18 protein-coding genes and 1 other RNA gene are annotated in these 19,926 nt (G+C 64.5%); 8 read left to right on the forward strand and 11 right to left on the reverse strand.

What is annotated here, in order from left to right; all coding sequences use genetic code 11:
- Window positions 1-36: 36 nt before the first annotated feature.
- Window positions 37-1,782: a cation:proton antiporter domain-containing protein gene (locus AC4GYS_RS09610; RefSeq protein ID WP_491108860.1), complete on the forward strand. Its 1,746-nt coding sequence runs from the start codon at window positions 37-39 to the stop codon at window positions 1,780-1,782.
- On the opposite strand, the gene alaS is transcribed toward AC4GYS_RS09610, so the two are convergent.
- Window positions 1,779-4,508, reverse strand: coding sequence for an alanine--tRNA ligase (gene alaS, locus AC4GYS_RS09615; RefSeq protein WP_491108861.1), 2,730 nt, complete (start codon window positions 4,506-4,508; stop codon window positions 1,779-1,781). The genes AC4GYS_RS09610 and alaS overlap by 4 nt on opposite strands.
- Before the next feature lie 235 nt (window positions 4,509-4,743).
- Between alaS and AC4GYS_RS09620 the strand changes: the two genes are divergently transcribed.
- Window positions 4,744-5,229 carry a DoxX family protein gene (locus tag AC4GYS_RS09620; protein WP_491108862.1) on the forward strand — a complete coding sequence of 162 codons (486 nt, stop codon included), beginning with the start codon at window positions 4,744-4,746 and terminating at the stop codon, window positions 5,227-5,229.
- 249 nt (window positions 5,230-5,478) lie between these two features.
- Here the strand turns inward: AC4GYS_RS09620 and ettA are convergent, their stop codons facing one another.
- The 4 genes from ettA to AC4GYS_RS09640 all read right to left on the reverse strand — a co-directional run bounded on the left by ettA (window position 5,479) and on the right by AC4GYS_RS09640 (window position 10,937).
- On the reverse strand, window positions 5,479-7,158 hold the full coding sequence (gene ettA / locus AC4GYS_RS09625) for an energy-dependent translational throttle protein EttA (protein WP_491108863.1): 1,680 nt from the start codon (window positions 7,156-7,158) through the stop codon (window positions 5,479-5,481).
- Between the two features lie 96 nt (window positions 7,159-7,254).
- Window positions 7,255-8,862 carry a long-chain fatty acid--CoA ligase gene (locus AC4GYS_RS09630; RefSeq protein ID WP_491108864.1) on the reverse strand — a complete coding sequence of 536 codons (1,608 nt, stop codon included), beginning with the start codon at window positions 8,860-8,862 and terminating at the stop codon, window positions 7,255-7,257.
- Window positions 8,863-8,935: 73 nt separating this feature from the next.
- Complete coding sequence (locus tag AC4GYS_RS09635) at window positions 8,936-9,259, reverse strand: YbaB/EbfC family nucleoid-associated protein (RefSeq protein WP_491109397.1); 324 nt, start codon at window positions 9,257-9,259, stop codon at window positions 8,936-8,938.
- Window positions 9,260-9,269: 10 nt separating this feature from the next.
- A complete protein-coding gene (locus AC4GYS_RS09640) occupies window positions 9,270-10,937 on the reverse strand; it encodes a DNA polymerase III subunit gamma/tau (protein ID WP_491108865.1) in 1,668 nt (555 codons plus the stop codon).
- Between the two features lie 108 nt (window positions 10,938-11,045).
- Between AC4GYS_RS09640 and ffs the strand changes: the two genes are divergently transcribed.
- An RNA gene (gene ffs / locus AC4GYS_RS09645) (signal recognition particle sRNA small type) lies at window positions 11,046-11,143 on the forward strand.
- Between the two features lie 96 nt (window positions 11,144-11,239).
- Here ffs and AC4GYS_RS09650 read toward each other — a convergent pair.
- Genes AC4GYS_RS09650 through AC4GYS_RS09660 form a run of 3 tightly spaced genes read right to left on the reverse strand, consistent with a single transcriptional unit; the run spans window position 11,240 to window position 13,736 of the window.
- Window positions 11,240-11,569 carry a 2Fe-2S iron-sulfur cluster-binding protein gene (locus AC4GYS_RS09650; protein ID WP_491108866.1) on the reverse strand — a complete coding sequence of 110 codons (330 nt, stop codon included), beginning with the start codon at window positions 11,567-11,569 and terminating at the stop codon, window positions 11,240-11,242.
- Window positions 11,566-12,669: a cysteine desulfurase family protein gene (locus tag AC4GYS_RS09655; protein ID WP_491108867.1), complete on the reverse strand. Its 1,104-nt coding sequence runs from the start codon at window positions 12,667-12,669 to the stop codon at window positions 11,566-11,568. Before AC4GYS_RS09655 ends, AC4GYS_RS09650 begins: the two co-directional genes overlap by 4 nt.
- On the reverse strand, window positions 12,666-13,736 hold the full coding sequence (locus tag AC4GYS_RS09660) for a cysteine desulfurase family protein (protein WP_491108868.1): 1,071 nt from the start codon (window positions 13,734-13,736) through the stop codon (window positions 12,666-12,668). The genes AC4GYS_RS09655 and AC4GYS_RS09660 overlap by 4 nt, the downstream gene beginning before the upstream one ends.
- Window positions 13,737-13,828: 92 nt before the next feature.
- Between AC4GYS_RS09660 and AC4GYS_RS09665 the strand changes: the two genes are divergently transcribed.
- Entirely contained in the window at window positions 13,829-14,500 is a 672-nt protein-coding gene (locus AC4GYS_RS09665) for an alpha/beta hydrolase (protein WP_491108869.1), read from the forward strand.
- Between the two features lie 4 nt (window positions 14,501-14,504).
- Here the strand turns inward: AC4GYS_RS09665 and AC4GYS_RS09670 are convergent, their stop codons facing one another.
- Window positions 14,505-14,672 (reverse strand): hypothetical protein, encoded by a 168-nt coding sequence (locus tag AC4GYS_RS09670; protein ID WP_491108870.1) that lies wholly within the window; start codon window positions 14,670-14,672, stop codon window positions 14,505-14,507.
- A 50-nt stretch (window positions 14,673-14,722) separates the two neighbouring features.
- Here AC4GYS_RS09670 and AC4GYS_RS09675 point away from each other — a divergent pair, with 50 nt between their 5' ends.
- Entirely contained in the window at window positions 14,723-14,974 is a 252-nt protein-coding gene (locus AC4GYS_RS09675) for a hypothetical protein (protein WP_491108871.1), read from the forward strand.
- Here the strand turns inward: AC4GYS_RS09675 and AC4GYS_RS09680 are convergent.
- The gene (locus tag AC4GYS_RS09680) at window positions 14,971-15,933 is read right to left on the reverse strand and encodes a threonine ammonia-lyase (RefSeq protein WP_491108872.1); all 963 of its coding nucleotides are present in this window, start codon (window positions 15,931-15,933) and stop codon (window positions 14,971-14,973) included. The two genes, AC4GYS_RS09675 and AC4GYS_RS09680, sit on opposite strands and share 4 nt — an antisense overlap.
- A 181-nt stretch (window positions 15,934-16,114) precedes the next feature.
- Here AC4GYS_RS09680 and AC4GYS_RS09685 point away from each other — a divergent pair, with 181 nt between their 5' ends.
- Together AC4GYS_RS09685 and AC4GYS_RS09690 are read left to right on the forward strand one after the other, a co-directional pair.
- Window positions 16,115-17,350, forward strand: a complete 1,236-nt coding sequence (locus AC4GYS_RS09685) for a type III PLP-dependent enzyme (RefSeq protein ID WP_491108873.1) — start codon at window positions 16,115-16,117, stop codon at window positions 17,348-17,350.
- 125 nt (window positions 17,351-17,475) lie between these two features.
- Window positions 17,476-18,555 carry a 1,9-bis(guanidino)-5-aza-nonane synthase gene (locus tag AC4GYS_RS09690; protein WP_491108874.1) on the forward strand — a complete coding sequence of 360 codons (1,080 nt, stop codon included), beginning with the start codon at window positions 17,476-17,478 and terminating at the stop codon, window positions 18,553-18,555.
- A gap of 55 nt (window positions 18,556-18,610) precedes the next feature.
- On the opposite strand, the gene AC4GYS_RS09695 is transcribed toward AC4GYS_RS09690, so the two are convergent.
- Window positions 18,611-19,378: an SDR family oxidoreductase gene (locus AC4GYS_RS09695; protein WP_491108875.1), complete on the reverse strand. Its 768-nt coding sequence runs from the start codon at window positions 19,376-19,378 to the stop codon at window positions 18,611-18,613.
- A gap of 106 nt (window positions 19,379-19,484) precedes the next feature.
- Between AC4GYS_RS09695 and AC4GYS_RS09700 the strand changes: the two genes are divergently transcribed.
- The gene (locus AC4GYS_RS09700) at window positions 19,485-19,925 is read left to right on the forward strand and encodes an MAPEG family protein (RefSeq protein ID WP_491108876.1); all 441 of its coding nucleotides are present in this window, start codon (window positions 19,485-19,487) and stop codon (window positions 19,923-19,925) included.
- Window position 19,926: the final 1 nt, after the last annotated feature.

Consider the following 19,926-nt stretch of genomic DNA (forward strand, 5'->3'; position numbering starts at 1 on the left):
GCTTGGCTCCCAGCGTGACGCCTGCTTAATGAGGAGATGGCAGGGGAATTAGGCGGATCAGGACTTCACGATGCGCTGGTGATCCTTGGCGCGGCGGGGGTTGTCATCCCGGCCTTTGCACGGATCAAGGTGTCACCGGTGATCGGCTTCATCCTGGTCGGGGCCGCCGTCGGGCCGTCCGGACTGGGGGCATTGGTCGGCGAGCACCCCTGGCTTGCTTCGCTGACCATCACGGAGGCGGGACAGATCGACCCGTTTGCCGAGTTCGGCATCCTGCTGCTGCTGTTCGCTATCGGGCTCGAGCTGAGTTTCCGGCGATTGTGGGCAATGAAGCACAACATCGTGACGCTTGGTGCCGCGCAAATGCTGGCCACGGCGGCTTTGATTTTCACGGCCCTGTCCGCGCTTGGCGGCTCACCACTGAGTTCCGCGGTCCTGGGACTCGCGCTTGCGATGTCCTCGACTGCCCTGGTCATGCCGATCGCCGGAACGACCAGCCCGACCGGAAAAGCTGCCCTCGCGATGCTGCTGTTGCAGGACCTGATGCTGGTGCCGATCCTTTTCTGGCTGGACGCCAAGGGCTCGGACGCGTTGCTGCAGGTGGCTCTGGGCGGAATCGCGGTGGTCGCCGGCCTGCTGATCATCGGACGCTTTCTCTTGCCGGGCCTGTTCGCTCAAGCAGCGCGGACCAAGAGTCCGGAGCTGTTCCTGGCAACCGCGTTGCTGGTAGTCATGCTGTCCAGCCTGGCGACCGGCGCTGTCGGTCTCGGCGCGGTGATGGGGGCGCTGATTGCCGGATTGCTGATTGCCGAGACCGATTACCATGCGGAGGTCGAAGTCATCACCGCGCCCTTGCGAGGGCTGGCGCTGGGTATCTTCCTGATTACCGTCGGCATGCGGCTGGACCTTGCCGCCTTGCTGGCCGAATGGCCCGCCCTCCTCGCCGCGACGTCCGTGGTTCTGATCGCGAAAAGCTTTATCATCTACCTGCTCCTCCGCTGGCGCGGATCGCGGATCAGCACGGCCGTCGAGACCGGCCTCCTGATGGCAAGCCCGTCGGAACTGACCCTGATCGTGCTCGGCAGCGCCCTGGCGGCGGGGGCGGTCAGCGCCGAGCAGGCCGGTTTCTGGACCATCGTGACCGCGCTTGGACTGACCCTGACCCCAGTCTTGGCGGTGGTCGGCCGGCGGTGGTCCCGGCGGATCGACCCGGATGCCCTGAGCAGTCGGTCGGGCGATACGACGGGGCTCACTCTGGTGTTCGGCTTCGGGCGCGTGGGCCGACTCGTGGCGGAGATGCTGGAAACCCATGACCGGCCCTACCTCGCAGTCGACGGCGATATCGATTGCGTGGCCGATGCCCGGGAGGCGGGCAAGCGGGTGATCTTCGGTGACGTCGCACGCGGCGATGTCGTGGACCGATTCGACCTGCGGGACGCAGCGGCGCTGGTTCTCACCATGGACGATCCGGTCCTGACCGTCCGACTGACCAAGGCCATCCATGCCGCCTGCCCGACGCTCACCATCGTCGCCAGGGCCCGGGATGCTGAACATGCAGCCCAGCTTTACAAGGCCGGCGCAACTGATGCGGTACCCGAAACCATGGAAGGCAGCCTGCAGATGAGCGAGGCGGTGCTGGTCGACATCGGCGTGGCGATGGGGCCGGTCATCGCATCGATCCACGAAAAGCGATCGGAGCTGCGGGCGCGGATCCGGGAGCAAGGCGAGCTGGCCGAGGAGCCCGCGCTCGGCCGCCGGCGGATCAGAGACCGGCTGCGTTAGGCGTTTACCTTCGCCAAGGCCTCACGGATGGCGGTCAACGCTTCGCCGGCCTTGGCACCGTCCGGTCCGCCGCCCTGGGCCATGTCGGGCCGGCCACCGCCGCCCTGCCCGCCGAGCGCCGCCACCGCCGCTTTTACGAGCTCGACGGCGCTGACCTGTCCGGCGAGGTCGTCGGTTACGCCCGCAGCGACGCTGGCGCGACCGTCGTTGACCGCGACCAGAGCGGCAACACCGGAGCCAACTTGCTTCTTCAGGCCGTCGATCTCCGGGCGAAGCGCCTTGGGATCCAGCCCCTCGACGACGCGGCCGACGAAGGCGATGCCGGCGATTTCCTCCGGACCACCAACCGAGGCCGAGCCGCCGCCGCCCATGGCGAGCTGCTTGCGCGCTTCGGCGAGTTCACGCTCCAGCTTGCGGGTCGTCTCCACCAGCGCGGCAACCCGGACGGGCGCTTCATCCGGTGCGGCCTTGAGGCTGGCGGCAATCTCGCGCAGGCGCTGGTCGCGGGCGAGCAGCCATAGGCGGGCCCCCTCCCCGGTCAGCGCCTCGATCCGGCGCACGCCCGAACTGACGGCGCTTTCGGAGACGATCTTGAAAAGCGCGATGTCGCCCAGCGCATTGACGTGGGTGCCGCCGCACAATTCGACCGAATAGGTTTTCTCGTCCGCCGACCCCATCGAGAGGACGCGGACCTCGTCACCATATTTTTCGCCGAATAAGGCCATCGCACCTTCGGCGATCGCTTCATCGGGGGTCATCAAGCGGGTGCTGACCGGCTGATTGTGGCGGATGTGCCAGTTCACCTCGGCCTCGATCGCGGCGATATCGTCGGCGGTAAGGGCCGATGGATGCGAGAAGTCGAAGCGCAGGCGGTCCGGCGCGACCAGGCTGCCTTTTTGGGTGACGTGGCCGCCAAGCCGGTGGCGCAGTGCCGCGTGCAGCAGATGGGTGGCCGAGTGGTTGGCGCGGGTGGCGCGGCGGCGCTCCTCATCGACATTCTGGTGCAGCGTCTCGCCAGCGCTGACGTCACCCTTGAGGATTTTGGTGGTGAGAACATGGAGACGGCCAAGCGGTTTGGCCGTGTCGGTCACCTCACCGTCGAAGCCCTTGAGACTGCTCAGCCGCCCGGCGTCGCCGACCTGCCCACCGCTCTCGCCATAGAAGGGCGTCTGGTTGAGCAGGATCTGGACGGTGTCGCCTTCGCTCGCACGGTCCACGCGCTGACCGTCCTTGACGATGGCCAGTACCACGCCCTCGCCCTCGTGACCGGAATAGCCGGTGAACTCGGTCGAACCGAATTCTTCCGCAAGGTCGAACCACAGCTCGTCCGAGGCTTTTTCACCCGAGCCCTTCCACGCGGCGCGGGCCTTGGCCTTCTGTTCGGCCATGGCGGCGTCGAAGCCGGCTCGATCAACAGTCATTCCTTCAGAGCGGAGCGCGTCCTCCGTCAGATCGAACGGAAAGCCATAGGTATCATAAAGTTCAAATGCGATTGAACCGGGCAGTATGGTCGACGGCGGCTCGAAACGCCGAATGGCGCCTGGATCATTTCGACCCTCACCCTGAAAATAATGGTACTCGTCAAATTCCATTTTCTTCCGGACTATTTGCAACTCGAGCAGCTTCAATCCTCGATCGAGTGTCTGGCGGAAGCGGGTTTCCTCTTGTTGAAGGGTCGCTTCGATCAGCGGCTGCGCCCGGACCAGTTCAGGGTAAGCAGCGCCCATTTCGGCCACCAGCTCCGGCACCAGTCGGTGCATCAGGGGTTCGGTCGTGCCCAGCAGATGGGCATGGCGCATCGCGCGGCGCATGATCCGGCGCAGCACATAGCCGCGCCCCTCGTTGGCCGGGAGCACGCCGTCCGCGACCAGGAAGCCGGAGGTGCGCAGGTGATCGGCGATGACCCGGTGCGAGGCCATGCGATCGCCGTCCGCCCTCGTCTTGCTGAATTCCTCCGAAGCGTGGATCAGCGCCTTGAAGGTGTCCGTGTCGTAGTTGTCGTGGACGCCCTGCATCACCGCGGCGATGCGTTCGAGGCCCATGCCGGTGTCGATGGACGGGCTGGGCAGGTCCGAGACGATGACGTCATTTTCCTGCAGGTGCTGCATGAAGACGAGATTCCAGATCTCGACGAAGCGATCGCCGTCCTCGTTCGGGCTGCCGGGAGGTCCGCCGGGGATATGATCGCCGTGATCGTAGAAGATTTCGGAGCAGGGTCCGCTCGGGCCGTCCGGACCCATGGCCCAGAAATTGTCCTTGGTCGGAATGCGGATGATGCGGCTGTCCGGCAGACCCGCGATGCGTTTCCACAGGTCGAATGCTTCGTCGTCCGTATGATAGACGGTGACGGTCAGCCGGTCGGGGGACAGGCCCCATTCCTTCGTGACCAGGTTCCATGCGAGCTCGATCGCGCGATCCTTGAAATAATCGCCGAACGAGAAGTTGCCGAGCATTTCGAAGAAGGTGTGATGCCGGGCGGTGTAGCCCACATTGTCCAGATCATTGTGCTTCCCGCCGGCGCGCACGCACTTCTGGCTGCTGACGGCGGTCGAATAGGGACGGGTCTCAAGGCCGGTGAAGACATTCTTGAACGGCACCATGCCCGCGTTGACGAACATCAGCGTCGGGTCGTTCTGCGGCACCAGCGGCGCGGACGGCTGGCGCGAATGGCCTTGGGCCTCGAAATAGTCGAGGAAGGAGCGGCGGATATCGTTCGTCGAGGTCATGGCGCGGGCCTGTAACACGCACTTGCTGCAGTGCGGAAGGGAGCGAAACCGACAGGTGAGAAAGTCGCCATCGGGGGGTTGTCGGAGTTGTCGGAGTCGCCTGACGCAGCCGAAACGATCATCACCTTCCCGGTGCAGCAAACCGGATCCTACTTAGCAAGCAAAACCGGTGGGTTGGGCCGACTCGCGGCGCATGGTAGAAGGGGTTCACAAGCCTGCGCGAAGGAGACGGACGGTGGATAACCCTCTCTTCGAAGAAGGCGGCTGGTCGGACCGCCATGCGCCACAGATGCTGAGCGTGCTCCGCATCGTGACCGCCCTGCTGTTCCTGTCGCACGGGCTAAGCAAGATCGTCGGCATTCCGATGAGCTCGGCCAGCTTTCCGACCCCCTGGACGCTGCTGTGGATCGCCGGAATGCTGGAACTGATCGGTGGCTTGCTGCTGCTGATCGGCCTGTGGAGCCGCCCTGTTGCCTTCGTCCTCGCGGGCGAAATGGCCGTCGCCTATTGGATGGTCCACGCCCCCGACAATTTCTGGCCGGTGCTGAACAATGGCGAGGCCGCCATCCTGTTCTGCTTCATCTTCCTCTACGTGATGGTCCGCGGGCCTGGCGTGTGGAGTGTCGATTGCTGGATGCGGCGGCGGCGGGCGGCCGAGGGGCCGGACAGCTATTTCGAGGGCCGGCGTGTCGGTGATGTGAGGAGCGAGGCGGCGGAGTAGACGATTGTCATCCCGGCCTTGCGGCAGGATCCACGTTTCGACCGATCACCGCCTCAGATCCAACGTTTCTGCTAAATCGTTTCCCATCGGATTAATGGCGACAACGAACTGAACCTTTCAGGCGGGTCGCCAGCCAACCGGCCGAACCCGCCGGCCATTATGGACACGCATGGCTCACGCATGAGAACGACCAGAAAGAAGGCGGACCCCGGCGCAAGGCCGGGGTGACGATTAGGCGCAGGGAATGCCCTACCGCGCCAGCTTCTTGTAGCTCGTCCGGTGCGGGCGGTCCGCTTCGGGGCCAAGCCGCCGCCGCTTGTCTTCCTCGTAGGCTTCGAAATTGCCCTCGAACCATTCGACGTGGCTGTCGCCCTCGAATGCCAGGATGTGCGTCGCCAGGCGGTCGAGGAAGAAGCGGTCGTGGCTGATGACCACGGCGCAACCGGCGAAATTCTCGATCGCTTCTTCAAGCGCGCCCAATGTTTCGACGTCGAGGTCGTTGGTCGGTTCGTCGAGTAGCAGGACGTTGCCACCGGTCTTGAGCATCTTGGCCATGTGCACGCGGTTGCGCTCACCACCGGACAGCTTGCCGACGTTCTTCTGCTGGTCCTGGCCCTTAAAGTTGAACGCACCGACGTAGGCGCGGGTCGAGGCGTCCTGGCCATTGACCTTCATGTAATCGAGGCCGTCGGAAATCTCTTCCCAGACATTCTTCTTGGGATCGAGATGATCGCGGCTTTGGTCGACGAAGCCGAGCCGGACGGTTTCACCGACTTCGATCTTGCCGGCGTCGGGCTGCTCCTTGCCGGTCAGCAGCTTGAACAGCGTCGACTTGCCGGCGCCGTTGGGGCCGATGACGCCGACAATGCCACCGGGCGGCAGGGTGAAGCTCAGATCCTCGAACAGCAGCTTGTCGCCATAAGCCTTGGTCAGCCCCTCGACCTCGATCACCTTGCCGCCGAGGCGCTCCGGTACCTGGATGACGATCTGCGCCTTGCCGATGCGACGGTCGTCCTGCGCGTCCTGAAGCTGTTCGAATTTGCGGATACGGGCCTTGGACTTGGACTGGCGAGCGGCCGGCGTCTGCCGGATCCATTCCAGTTCGCGCTGAAGCGCCTTCTGCTTGCCGCTTTCCTCCCGCGACTCCTGTTCGAGGCGTTTTGCCTTCTTTTCCAGATAGGTGGAGTAGTTTCCTTCGTACGGATAATAGCTTCCGCGATCGAGCTCCAGGATCCATTCCACCACATTGTCGAGGAAGTAGCGGTCGTGGGTGATCATCAGCACCGCGCCGGCATATTCCTTGAGATGGTTTTCCAGCCACTGCACGCTTTCGGCGTCCAGATGGTTGGTCGGCTCGTCCAGCAGCAGGATGCTGGGCTTCTGGATCAGCAGGCGGGTGAGCGCGACGCGGCGCTTTTCACCGCCCGAAAGTTCGGCAACGCCCCAGTCGCTCGGCGGGCAGCGGAGCGCTTCCATCGCGATCTCGAGCTGGTTGTCGAGCGTCCAGCCATCGACCGCGTCAATCTTTTCCTGAAGCTCGCCCATCTCGGCCATCAAGGCGTCGAAGTCGGTGTCGTCCTTGGGATCGCCCATTTCCGCGCTGATCGCGTTGAAGCGGTCGACCATGTCGGCAACTTCGCGCGCGCCGTCCTTGACGTTTTCCAGCACCGTCTTGGTCGAATCCAGCTCCGGCTCCTGCGGGAGGTAGCCGACCGTGATATTCTCGCCCGGCCAGGCCTCGCCGGTATATTCCGTGTCGAGGCCGGCCATGATCTTGATGAGCGTGGACTTGCCCGCGCCGTTGGGGCCGACGATGCCGATCTTGGCGCCCTGGTAGAATTGCAGGTTGATGTTGTTAAGCGTCGGTTTGGCGGCGCCGGGGAAGGTCTTCGTGAGGTTCTTCATCACGAACGCGTATTGAGCGGCCATCGGGTCGCGGGTCCTTATCGCTAGCAGTATGGAGAGTTGCCGCGCCACTTAGGGGATGGCGCGGCCGATTTCCAGCGGTGCGATGCTGGGCGCTGGCTAGTCGCGCCCGACCATCTCGACCGCTGTCGGCAGCCGATAGTCCTTGAATTGCTCGCGGAGCGTCTTTTTGCTGAGCTTGCCGGTCGCGGTATGAGGCAGCTCATCGACGAACTCGATCGCGTCGGGCTGCCACCATTTGGCGATATGCTGCGACAGGTGCGCGCGGATGTCGTCTTCGCCGACGGATGAGCCCTCGCCGCGCACGACGAGCAGCAGCGGCCGTTCGTCCCATTTCGGATGGGGAATGCCGATGGCCGCCGCCTCCGCCACCCCCGGCACCCCGACCGCGCAGTTTTCGAGGTCGATGGAGCTGATCCACTCGCCGCCCGACTTGATCACGTCCTTGGCGCGATCGGTGATCTGCATGGTTCCGTCGGGATGAAGCGCGGCGACGTCGCCGGTGTCGAACCAATTGTCCTGGTCGACGGCGTCCGTCGTTTCCTTGAAGTAGCGCTTCACCACCCAGGGACCGCGCGCCTGCAGGCGGCCCGACGCCATGCCGTCGCGCGGCAGCTCGCGGTCTTCATCGTCGACGGTCCGGAGCTCGACCCCGAACGGCACCCGCCCCTGCCGGGCGATGAAGTCGACCTGTTCCGTATCGGTCATCTTCTCCCAGCCGAAGGGCGGTGCGCCGACCGTGCCGATCGGGGAGGTTTCGGTCATGCCCCAGGCGTGACCGACCTTGATGCCCCGCTTGCGGAACCATTCGATCATCGCCCGGGGCGCGGCGGAACCGCCGATGGTCACGCTTTCCAGCTCGCCAAGGCTCGCGCCGGTGCGCTCGATATATTCGATCATGCCGAGCCAGATGGTCGGTACGCCGGCCGAGTGCGTGACTCCTTCCTCGCGGAACAGGTCGCACATCTGCTGCGGGCGGTAGTCGGCGGACAGCACGAGCTTGCAGCCAACCAGAGGCGCTGCCCAGGGCACGCCCCAGGCGTTGGCATGGAACATCGGGACGATCGGCAGCACCACCGACTTGGCGGACAGGTCGAAGATATCGGGCGACACCTCCATCATCGCATGGAGCATGGTCGAGCGATGTTCGTAGAGCACGCCCTTGGGATTGCCGGTGGTGCCGCTGGTATAGCAAAGGCCGACCGGATCACGCTCGTCAGCGTCGGCCCAGCGGTAGTCATCGTCTTCGGCCGATAGCCATTGCGCGAATTCGCCGTCATCGAAGCACACATAATGCTCGATCGTATTCCACTCGGGCTTCAGCTTCTCGACCAGCGGCGCGAACGCCTTGTCATAGAAGAGGACCCGATCCTCGGCATGGTTGGCGATATAGGCGAGCTGATCGGCGAACAGGCGCGGGTTGATGGTGTGAAGCACGCCGCCCATGCCGATGGCCCCGTACCATGACGTCAGGTGATTGGCGTGGTTCATCGCCAGCGTAGCCACCCGCTCGCCCTTGCCGATGCCGAGCCTTTCCAGCGCCTTGGCCATTCGGCGGGCATTGGCTGCAACGTCGCGCCAGCAGGTCCGGGTGACCGAGCCGTCGCTCCAGGCGGAGACGATCTCGCGTCCGCCATGCTCGCGCTCCGCATGATCCACCAGCTTCGTGACCAGCAGATCCCAGTCCTGCATCGCGCCGAGCTTCATCGTCGCCTCCTCTTGGAAAAGCTATGTGCGAGATTGGCGGTTTTACCTCGGTCCTGCAAGGGAATGCAGGCGCTTACATCGGCATCTGGAAACCCGGCGGCAACGGCAGGCTGGATTGCATCTTCTGCATCTCGACAGCGGCGGCCTGATCGGCCTTGCTGCGCGCGTCGTTCAGCGCTGCGGCGACGAGGTCCTCGACCATCGTCTTTTCCGACGGCTGGAGGAGGCTTTCATCGATGTCGACCCCGATGATCCGGCCCTTCGCGGAGGCGCGCACCTTGACCAGACCGCCACCGGCGAGACCCTCGACCTCGATCGTGTCGAGCTTGTCCTGGGCTTTCTGCAGCTCCGCCTGAGCGTTCTGAGCCATCTCGAGGATAGCATTGAGATCGGGCATTTCGGGCATATCAGGCTTCCTTTGCGGAGACGGATTGAAGTTCGGCGTTTGGAAAGGCGGAAAGCACGGCGGCGACGTTCGGGTCCGCCAGCACCGCCGCACGAGCGCGCTCCTCCGCCATTTCCTCCTGTTGCTTGAGCGAGGGCTGAGCGTCCTCGTCGGACAGGGTCACGTTCCAGGTCGCGCCAGTGACCGCCTTTAAATGCGCGGCAAGTTCGCGCGGGAAGTCCGTGCCCAGCGGTTGAAGCGGCCGGATGACCAGCGTGCCGGGCTCGTAGCGGACGAGGCCGACCTGATCGTGCAGCTGGTGCGCAAGCAACGCCTTGCCGCCAGCCTGCAAGGCCTGGAGCAGGTCCGGGAAGGTCGGCGGCTGGGTCGAGGCCGTGGCGGCAGCGGCCCCCGGCGGCGGTGGGGGGGGGGCATTCGGGGCTGATGCACCGATCGTCACAGCGCCGCCGTTCCGCAGTTGCGCGATGACAACTGCCGGATCCGGCAGTTCGGCGGCGTGGACAATCCGCAGCAGCGCCATGGTGGCCGCCTCATGCGGGTCGGGCGCCTGGCCGACGTCGGACAGTCCCTTCACCAGTAATTGCCACAAACGATGCAGGTTACCCCAGCCAAGTTTCTCGGCGAGGCCCGCCGCGGCCTCGCGCTCTTCGACAGAGGCGAGGATATCGCTGCCTGCCCCTGCCTTTGCACGGGTGACGGCATGAATCGATTCCATGAGTCCGCGAAGTAGCGCGGCGGGCTCAATTCCGAGCGCGTGAGCTTCGTCCAGCTGCGCCAAGGCGGCTGTCGCGTCCCCGCCGAGCAAGGTGGTGAGCAATTGCCGCACCCGTCCGCGATCGGCGAGGCCAAGCATTTCGCGAACCTGCGCCGCATCGACCCTGCCCTCGCCATGCGCAATCGCCTGGTCGAGCAGCGACAGGCCGTCGCGCGCCGAACCCTCGGCCGCTCGGGCAATCACCGCGAGCGCTTCCTCGTCCACCTCGACCTGTTCCGCCTGAGCCACGCGGGCGAAATGTTCGGCCAGCTTCTCGGCCGGGATCCGGCGCAGGTCGAAGCGCTGGCAGCGGGACAGGACCGTCACCGGAACCTTGTTGACTTCGGTGGTTGCGAACAGGAACTTCACATGCGCCGGCGGCTCTTCCAGCGTCTTCAAGAGCGCGTTGAAAGCGTTCTTCGACAGCATGTGGACTTCGTCGATGATGTAGATCTTGAAGCGCGCGCTGACGGCGGAGTAGCGGACTGCGTCGATGATCTCCCGCACGTCGTCGACGCCCGTGTGGCTGGCGGCGTCCATCTCGACCACGTCGATATGCCGGCCCTCGGCGATCGCCCGGCACGGTTCGCACACCCCACAGGGATCGATCGTCGGGCCGCCCTGCCCGTCCGGACCGATGCAATTGAGGGCCTTGGCAACAAGCCTTGCCGTCGACGTCTTGCCCACCCCGCGAACCCCGGTCAGCAGGAAGGCATGAGCGAGCCGCCCGCTGGCAATGGCGTTGCCCAGCGTCCGCACCATCGCATCCTGGCCGATCAGTTCGGCAAAGCTCTGCGGCCGGTATTTGCGGGCCAGCACCCGGTAGGGCGACGCGGCGGCGCTCTGTTCCAAGGGCTGCGCGGGTAGGTCGAGGCCGAGGGTCGGCTCCTCTGCGGGCGATTCGTCGTCGGTCATTAGCGACGGTTTAGGCCGGGCTGCTTTGCTTTGCGAGCAGGGAGCATCTCGAGTATCAAGCTTGGGCAAGCCATGCTTGCGCTCGCCGGAGGTCGCCGCCATATGCGCCGCGGGAGTCGGGCGGACGGGGCTGTCGCCAACCTGGTCAGGTCCGGAAGGAAGCAGCCACAACGATTTCGTCCCGGGTCGTCCCGGCTCCCACCCCTAAAGGACCATGCGCAGCGGCGCGATGCGAAACGGCTGCCGGTCTGCGACCCGTGCGTGAGAATGTACGACACGGCGCTTATGTCCGTGAAGCCTGGTCAGCTCCAGTCGACCGATCCACCCGGCATGCTGACCGTCAGTTCGCCGACCTCGTCGGTCAGGACGATCTGACAGGCCAGGCGGCTGGTGCGAGTCACCTTCCAGGCGAGATCGAGCAGGTCGTCCTCCTCATCCGATGCTCGCGGGAGGCGCGGAAAGTCGTCCGAGGCGACTACGACATGGCAGGTCGAGCAGCTCATCTGCCCCTCGCAAGTGCCTTCGAGCGGCTGACCGGCCGCCTGCGCGACGTCAAGCAGCCGGGCACCAGCCTCGACCTCGACCACCCGGTCCACTGAACCGTCGGACTTCAGGAAGCGCACGGTGATCACGCCGCAAACCGCTTCTGCGCCTCGGCAGCCGCAGCGATCCGTCGGCACGCGTCGACCAGTTCCGCTTCCGCCGTATAACGCCCGAAGCCAAGACGGATCGATGAGCGCGCTTCGCGGTCGGTGAGGCCCAGGGCCCGAAGGACATGGCTCGGTCGGCCCGAGCCGCTGGCACAGGCGCTGCCGAGGCTGAACGCGATGTCACGCAGGTCCGAGATCAGCCGCGCCCCGTCGAGACCGTCCTTGCGGACATTGAGGTTCCCCCGGTAGCGCCGGTTGATGCTGCCGTTCACGGTCCAGCCCGGTCCCAAAGCCTCAAGTGCGACTTTCCAGAGTCGATCGACATGCGCAATGTCGGCATCGCGCGATCGTGCCGCCAAGGTCGCCGCTGCGCCGAAGCCGACGCAAAGCATCGGTGACAGCGTGCCGGACCGAAGCTCTTTTTCCTGACCACCCCCATGGATCAGCGGCTGCAGGCGGGTTCCGGTCCGAATCCACAAGGCACCGATCATCTTGGGGCCATGGATCTTGTGGGCGCAGACCGCGATCATATCAGGGCCGTCTGGCATGGGTATCCGGCCAAATCCCTGCACCGCGTCGCACAGCATCAACGCGCCGGCCTCGTGCGCGATCGCCGCAATCTCTGAGATGGGTTGAACGACCCCGATCTCATTGTTGACAAGCATTGCGGCAACCAGCGTCGTGCCCTGCGTCACGGCTACCTTGACGTCATCTAGGGAAACGACGCCGTCGGCTCCGACCGGAAGGGTCATCACTTCATGCCCCTGGGTCTGCAACCAGGCGCAGCTGTCCAGCACCGCGGCATGTTCTGTCGCGATCGTCACGATCCGGCCCGGAGCAAGCGCCGCCGAACCTTTGATCGCGAGATTGATCGCCTCGGTTGCCCCGGAGGTGAAGACGAGGTCACCGCCTGCCGGATGGCACGACGCCAGATGTTCGCGCGCGACCTCGATCGCGGCGGCGGCTTCCCGGCCCCAGCGGCTCGGCGAATGCGGGTTCGCATATTTGTCGAGCCACGGCTCCATCGCTGCCCGAACTTCCGGCGCAAGCGGGGTTGTCGCCTGATAGTCCAGGTAGATCATGCCGCCCGCCTTTTTTCGGCGATCCGGCCGAACTCGGTCAGAAAAATCTCGACCTGCCCTACTGTTGTGCCTGGCCCGAAGCTGACCCGAATCGTTGCCGATGCGATCTCAGGATCGACTTCCATCGCCTTCAGAACACGACTTTCCTTCATCGTTCCACTGGAGCAAGCCGCCCCGGCGCTGACTGCGATGCCGGCCAGGTCCAAATGGATCAGCATGCTCGAAGCAGCGATGCCGGGCAGTGCGAGCGAACCGATGTTGGGGATCCGGTGCGTACCGGCCGCGACGATGGTTCCGCCGCGCTCGCACACTCCGCGGTCAAGCCGGCGGCGCAATTCCTCCAGCCGCGGCATCGCCTCGCGAAAGACCCCGGACGTCAGTGCAGCCGCCATCCCGGCCGCACCGGCCAGGTCCTGCGTGCCGCGACGATAGCCCTTCTCCTGTCCCCCGGTGGGCGAGAGCGTGGCCAAATCCTTGACGAGCAGCGCGCCGATACCGGGCGGGCCGCCGAATTTATGTCCTGAAATCGCGATGAAGTCTGCGTCGGGCAGCGGAAGTTTGCCGGCGCTTTGGGCGCAGTCGACTAATAGCAGTGACCCTGCGCTGCACACTCGGACGGCGATGTCCGCGATCGGTTGGATAACGCCGGTCTCGTTGTTGACGTGCTGAACAGCGACCAGCGCGGGGCCCCTCTCCAGTTTGCGGTCGAGGTCGTCGAAGTCGATCAACCCGCCGCCGTCGACCGACAGGACCGCTGCGGCCGCGCCCATTGCTGCAGGGACAACCTCATGTTCCGTGGCGCCTACGAGCCGGCCGCCGACTTTTGCCCTGTTCGCGACGATGCCGATGGCTTCGCTGGCGCCGGAGGTGAAAATGACGTCATGCCGCCAGTTCAGCGCTTCGCCGACCCGACGGCGCGCGTCTTCCAATCGCTGCCGCGCCGCCCGGCCCTCGGCATGGGGCGAGGAAGGATTGGCCCAGCCATCCAGCGCCTCCATGACCGCGGCGCGCGCTTGCGGAAGCACGGGCGTGGTCGCCGCATGATCGAGATAGATACGCTGCTTCACTGCCAGCCCTGCGATTGCGCCGATTGCCTGTTGTCCACCCTGGCCTATATAGGCGCCTCGTTCGTCGACCAACACTACCCGCAAGGGGGCCCATGCCCGAAGTCATCTTTCCCGGTCCCGAGGGCCGTCTTGAAGGCCGCTTTCATCCGGGCTCGCGTCCGCGGGCGCCTGTTGCGCTGATTCTCCATTCGCACCCGCAGGCGGGTGGCACGATGAACAATAAGATCGTGCAGCTGCTCTACCAGACGTTCGTGAAGCGCGGCTTTGCCACCTTGCGCTTCAACTTCCGCGGGGTCGGCAAGAGCCAGGGGACGTTCGACAACGGCATCGGCGAGTTGTCCGATGCGGCAAGCGCGCTCGATTGGGTGCAGCAGATCCATCCGGAAGCGGAGCAGACCTGGGTCGCCGGCGTCAGCTTCGGCGCCTGGATCGGCATGCAGCTATTGATGCGTCGACCGGAGATCCGCGGCTTCATCTCGATCGCCCCGCCGGCCAACATGTATGATTTCAGCTTCCTGGCCCCCTGCCCCTCATCGGGCATCATCATCCAGGGCGAGGCTGATGAAGTTGTGACGCCCGGCGCGGTGCAGAAGCTGGTCGACAAGCTTCGGACCCAGCGGCACATCACCATCCACCACGACTCGATTCCGGGCGCGAACCACTTCTTCGCGAACGAGCTCGACCTGCTGATGAAGAGCGTGGACGAATATCTCGACATGCGGCTGTCGCAACCGCTGCCGGCGAGTCCTCCGGGCAAGCGCTAAGCGGTCAGGTCGTCCAGATCAGGACATTGCCGACAATGATCGCGCCGACGGCGATCATCAGCCAGCCGTTCCTGGGGTGCTCGCGGGTCCGGGCGAAGCGGATACCGAAGCCGATCAGGACGGCGGCCGCCAGCATCGCGATCGAAAAAGTGAGTGCGGCGATGCCCGTCATGATCTGCCTTTCAGACTAACTTAACCGGTCTCGTTTAATGACGTGCCCCTATGAGCCCGGATGAGCAGCAGCAAAAGCTATGTGAAGCCTTTGACCGGATCGAGGAAACGATCCTGCCCTGCATCGCCATGATGCTGGACACGCTGCTCGATGCGTCCGCGAACCTTGCCGAAACTGACCCGAAGGCCCTTGCCGCCGAATTGCAGATCCTTGCAGCGGAGCTTGAAGAGCTGACCCGTGCGGTCGAGCGCTCCTCGCCGGTGCATCTGGGACCTGGCCAGTATCGGACGGTCGCGGCTTAAGCGACCAGTCGGGCGTGTAACGCCGGATCGATATTGCCACCGGACAGGGTCGCGACGGTACCCGGGCTTATCGGCACTTTAGCGGACAATAGCGCGGCAAGGGCGACCGCGCCGCCCGGCTCGAGCGTCAGCTGAAGCTCCCGCCATGCCCAGCGGATCGCCTCCCGGACCTCGTTCTCGCTGACCGACACGCCGCGCGCGTCCCGTCTCGCCAGGATGCCGAAGGTGATTGGGGATACACGCGGTGTCTGGAGCGCATCGCAGAGTGTGGGCGGTGCTGGCATTTCCACCGGCACGATATGGCCCAACTGCAGGGACCGGCCCATGTCGTCCCAGCCCTGGGGCTCAACGCAGATGATCTCCGCCTCGGGAGCGGCGAGAGCGATGCCTGCCGCGAGCCCGCCTCCGCCGGTACAGACCAGAATGTGCCGGACCGGTTCGGGGCAGTGCTCGACGATCTCCAGCCCGACCGTTCCCTGGCCGGCCACGATGTGGGGATCATCGAAGCTCGGCACGAGCACCGCGCCGCGCTCGGCGGCAAGGGACGCGGCCAGTTCCACCCGGTCTTCGGTCGCACGATCATAGAACAGTATCTCGGCGCCTTCCGCGCGCGTCCCCTCGACTTTCAGTGCAGGCGCGTCCCTGGGCATGACGATCGCCGCGGGGATACCGAGCCGACGGGCCGCGATTGCCACCCCTTGGGCGTGATTGCCGGAGGAGAAGGCAACAACCCCCGCCCGTTGCTCCGCCTCGTCGAGCTGCAGCAGCCGGTTGGTCGCACCGCGCAGCTTGAATGCGCCGCCGGACTGGAGGCACTCGGCTTTCAGCCAGACTCGGCCCCCCGGCAAGGTCGCTTCGATGAGAGGCGTGCGGATCACATGACCCGCGATCCGCTCGGCCGCGGCGCGCACGTCGTCGATCGTCAACGATGAAACATCAGACTTTTCGTGGAAGGCCATAGGCTTAGCTCAACTGTTGCAGGTCAGCGGCGAGTTGAAAAATCGTCTGCTGCCGGTGGTCCAAAAAATGTTGCGTTAACGCCCCCTCGTTCATATATGCGCCTCCGCTGCCCCATGGGACTTCCAACCGCAAGGCAGCTTTCGTCAATGTTTGCCGTCAGGCACTTGGAGGTCCCTTGAGTTGCACAAGCATCATCGCGCGCTGGGGCTAGCGACCGCCCCGTCCGGCACCCCTGTTTCTAGTGCTGCCGAGATCGCGAAGCTGAAGCCGGTTCAGCCGGTTACGCTTCTTCGTCCGCATGCCGCCCGCCGTGCCGCCCGCTTCTTTGTGGAGAAGTTTCCGGGCCGGTCGCTCTATGCGGTCAAGGCGAATCCTTCCCCCGACCTGCTGAAGGTGCTGTGGGATGGCGGAGTCACGCATTATGACGTGGCGTCGATCGGAGAGGTGCGGTTGGTCGCGCAAACTCTTCCCGGCGCGACCCTGTGCTTCATGCACCCGGTGAAGGCCGAGGAAGCGATTGCCGAGGCGTATTTCGAGCATGGTGTGCGCACCTTCAGCCTCGATACGCTCGACGAGTTGGAGAAGATCGTCCGCGCGACGGCGACTGGTGGCGTTGCAGCGAGCGACCTCAACCTGCTGGTCCGTCTGCGCGTGTCGTCGGAACATGCGAAACTGAGCCTTGCCTCCAAGTTCGGCGCGGCGGCCGACGAACTCAAGCAGTTGTTGTTCGCCACCCGCCAGGCGGCCGATGCAATGGGCGTCTGCTTCCATGTCGGCAGCCAGGCGATGACCCCGGCGGCCTATGCCGAAGCCATGACCCGCGTCCGCGACGCGATCGTCGAGGCCGCGGTCACCGTCGATATCGTCGACGTCGGCGGAGGTTTCCCTTCGTCCTATCCGGGCATGGAGCCGCCTCCCCTGGAAGCTTACTTCGCGGTTATTCACGACGCGTTCGAGAAGCTGCCGATCAGCTATTCGGCGGAACTGTGGTGCGAGCCCGGCAGGGCGCTGTGTGCGGAATATGCCTCCGTGCTGGTTCGGGTCGAGAAGCGCCGTGGTGATGAGCTTTACATCAACGATGGTGCCTACGGCGCGCTGTTCGACGCGGCGCACATCGGCTGGCGCTATCCGGTTAGTCTGGTCCGTGAGCCGGAATCCGACGTCCGCGACATGCCCTTCAGCTTCTACGGGCCGACTTGCGATGATCTCGATCACATGACGGGACCGTTCGAGTTGCCCGGCGATGTGCACGCCGGCGACTATGTCGAGATCGGCATGCTGGGCGCCTATGGTTGTGCCATGCGGACCGGTTTCAACGGGTTCGGTTCCGAATGGCGCGTGGTCGTGGAGGACGAGCCGATGGCCAGCCTCTACCACGCGACGGAAGAGCGCCGCTCCAACGTCGTGAAGCTGTAACTCCCTTCCGCTTGCCGCTAAGGCGGCAAGCGGCCGGAGGGTGAGGCTGTCCCCTCCCAAGCAATGACACGCCTTTTGTGCTGGCGCCCCCGCTCGTCGGGGCCGGCGGCCATTGGAGTTGAGAAATGACCACCGATACGCTGACCAAGGTTCAGGAGCCCACGCGGATCAACGATTCCCGCAAGGCCGAACTGCTGTCCACCACCGTCGAGCATATCGACATCACCAGTTTCGATGCCCGTCCGATCATTGATGCGATGGGCAAGATGAGCTTTACCAGCCGCGACCTCGCGCGCGCGACCGGCATCTACAATCAGATGCTGGAGGATCCGGACTGCTCGGTCATCCTGGTGATTGCCGGCTCGACCTCGGCTGGCGGTTGCATGGACCTTTATGCCGAGTTGGTCCGCTCCAACATGGTCGACGCGATCGTGGCGACCGGCGCCAGCATCGTCGACATGGATTTCTTCGAGGCGCTTGGCCACAAGCACTATCAGGCGTTGGAAATCCCGGACGACGACACGCTGCGGTCGCTCTACATCGACCGCATCTACGACACCTACATCGACGAGCAGCAGCTTCAGGATACCGATTTCACCATCGGCAAGATCGCCGACATGCTGGAGCCGCGCCCCTATTCCAGCCGCGAGTTCATCAAGGAGATGGGCAAGTGGCTGCTGGAGAATGGCAAGAAGGACAACAGCCTGGTCAAGCTCGCCTACGAGCATGACGTGCCGATCTTCTGCCCGGCGTTCACCGACAGTTCGGCCGGCTTCGGCCTCGTCAAACACCAGGTCGATGCCATGAAGGCCGGCCGGCGCTACATGACGATGGACTCGATCGCCGACTTCCGTGAGCTGACCGACATCAAGATCAAGGCCGGCACCACTGGTCTGCTGATGATTGGTGGCGGCGTGCCCAAGAACTTCACGCAGGACACGGTGGTCTGCGCCGAGATCCTGGGCCACGAGGATGTCGAGGTGCACAAGTACGCGGTCCAAATCACCGTCGCCGACGTGCGCGACGGCGCCTGCTCCTCCTCGACGCTGCAGGAGGCGGCAAGCTGGGGCAAGGTGAGTACTGCCCTCGAGCAGATGGTGTTTGCCGAGGCGACTTCGGTGCTGCCGCTGATGGCGTCGGCCGCCTACCACAAGGGCGCCTGGAAGAACCGCGAGAAGCGCCGCTTCGCCAAGCTGTTCGAATAGACCACAGGCGGCGCTCGGCCCACGCCGGGCGCCGTTCGTGTCGGAAGGCAAATCACTACTGGGCCGCGCGCGCCTTGGTTGCCATTTCGTTCAGCTGCGCAAGGGTTTGCTCGAACCGGTCCTCGCGTTCTGCATTCCGCAGGAACTTGACCCGATCCACGAGTATCTCCGCGGGCGATGGGTCTGCAGCTAGCAGCGTCATCACCTCGTCGATGAATTCGTTAAGCGGCTGGTAGCCGGGGCGGGTCGACTGCCCCGGCGTTAGCTCCGTCTGAACCGCCGGCGGTACCAGTTCAAGCACTTCTACCCTGCCCTTCAGTGCTTGCCGCAGGGCAACCGTATAGGCGTGGATCGCGGCCTTCGTCGCCGCGTAGGTCGGGGTCGCGACCAGCGGGACGAACGCCAGTCCCGAACTTACGTTGACGATCATCCCATCGGGCTGTGAAATCAGCTGCTCGACCAGCGCATCGATCAGGCGGATGGGTCCCAGCAGATTGGTCGCTACAGTGATGTCCGCATCGCGGAGGTCGCGCCGCTGATCGAGTTCCTCGAACCGCATCACGCCGGCATTGTTGATGAGTATGTTGAGTCCCGGATGCCTGGCGAGCAGTTCGGCCGTGAACCGCTCCACGTCCGCGGGATCTCCCACGTCCAGCGGCATGGCGTGGATCGCTGGACGGCCCGCCGCCGTTTGTTCGAGCGCGTCCCGCCGCCGCCCGGAAATGATGACCTCGTTGCCCGCATCATGAAAGCGGTGAGCAAGCGCCTGGCCGATCCCCGAACCACCCCCGGTAATCAGGATGGTATTGCCGCTCATCTTCATATCGATCTCCCGCGCCGGACCGGTTCGCCAAACGAACGCGCGGAACGCTTGTGGGTGTCCCGAAGGTGAGGCACTGTCCCGCCGCTGATATGTGGGGGGAAGTCGAATGGGGATCGATCCACTGATCGTCCCGGTGGTCGTTCTGGTCGCCTGGACGTTATTCGTCATGTTCTGGATGGCGGCCACGCGCTTCGGTGCCATGAGAAGGCACGGAATTCCGCTGAAAGGCCAGCGCGGCGGGCGCGGCCAGAATCTTGAAGGCGTGCTGCCGGACGAGGTCAGCTGGAAGGCGCACAATTACCAGCACCTCATGGAGCAGCCGACGATTTTCTATGCGCTCGTCGTCTGCCTGATCCTGATGGGCGCCAGCATGCCGATCACATGGGCACTGGCCTGGGGCTATGTCATCTTCCGCATCCTGCATTCGATCTGGCAGGCGACGGTGAACGTCGTGGCAGTGCGTTTCGGGCTGTTCTTGCTGTCCAGCTTCTGCCTGCTCGGCCTCACGGTGCATGCGCTCGCCTTCATCCTGAACGCGAGGATCTGAC

This window comes from Sphingomonas sp. SP1 (assembly GCF_058313395.1).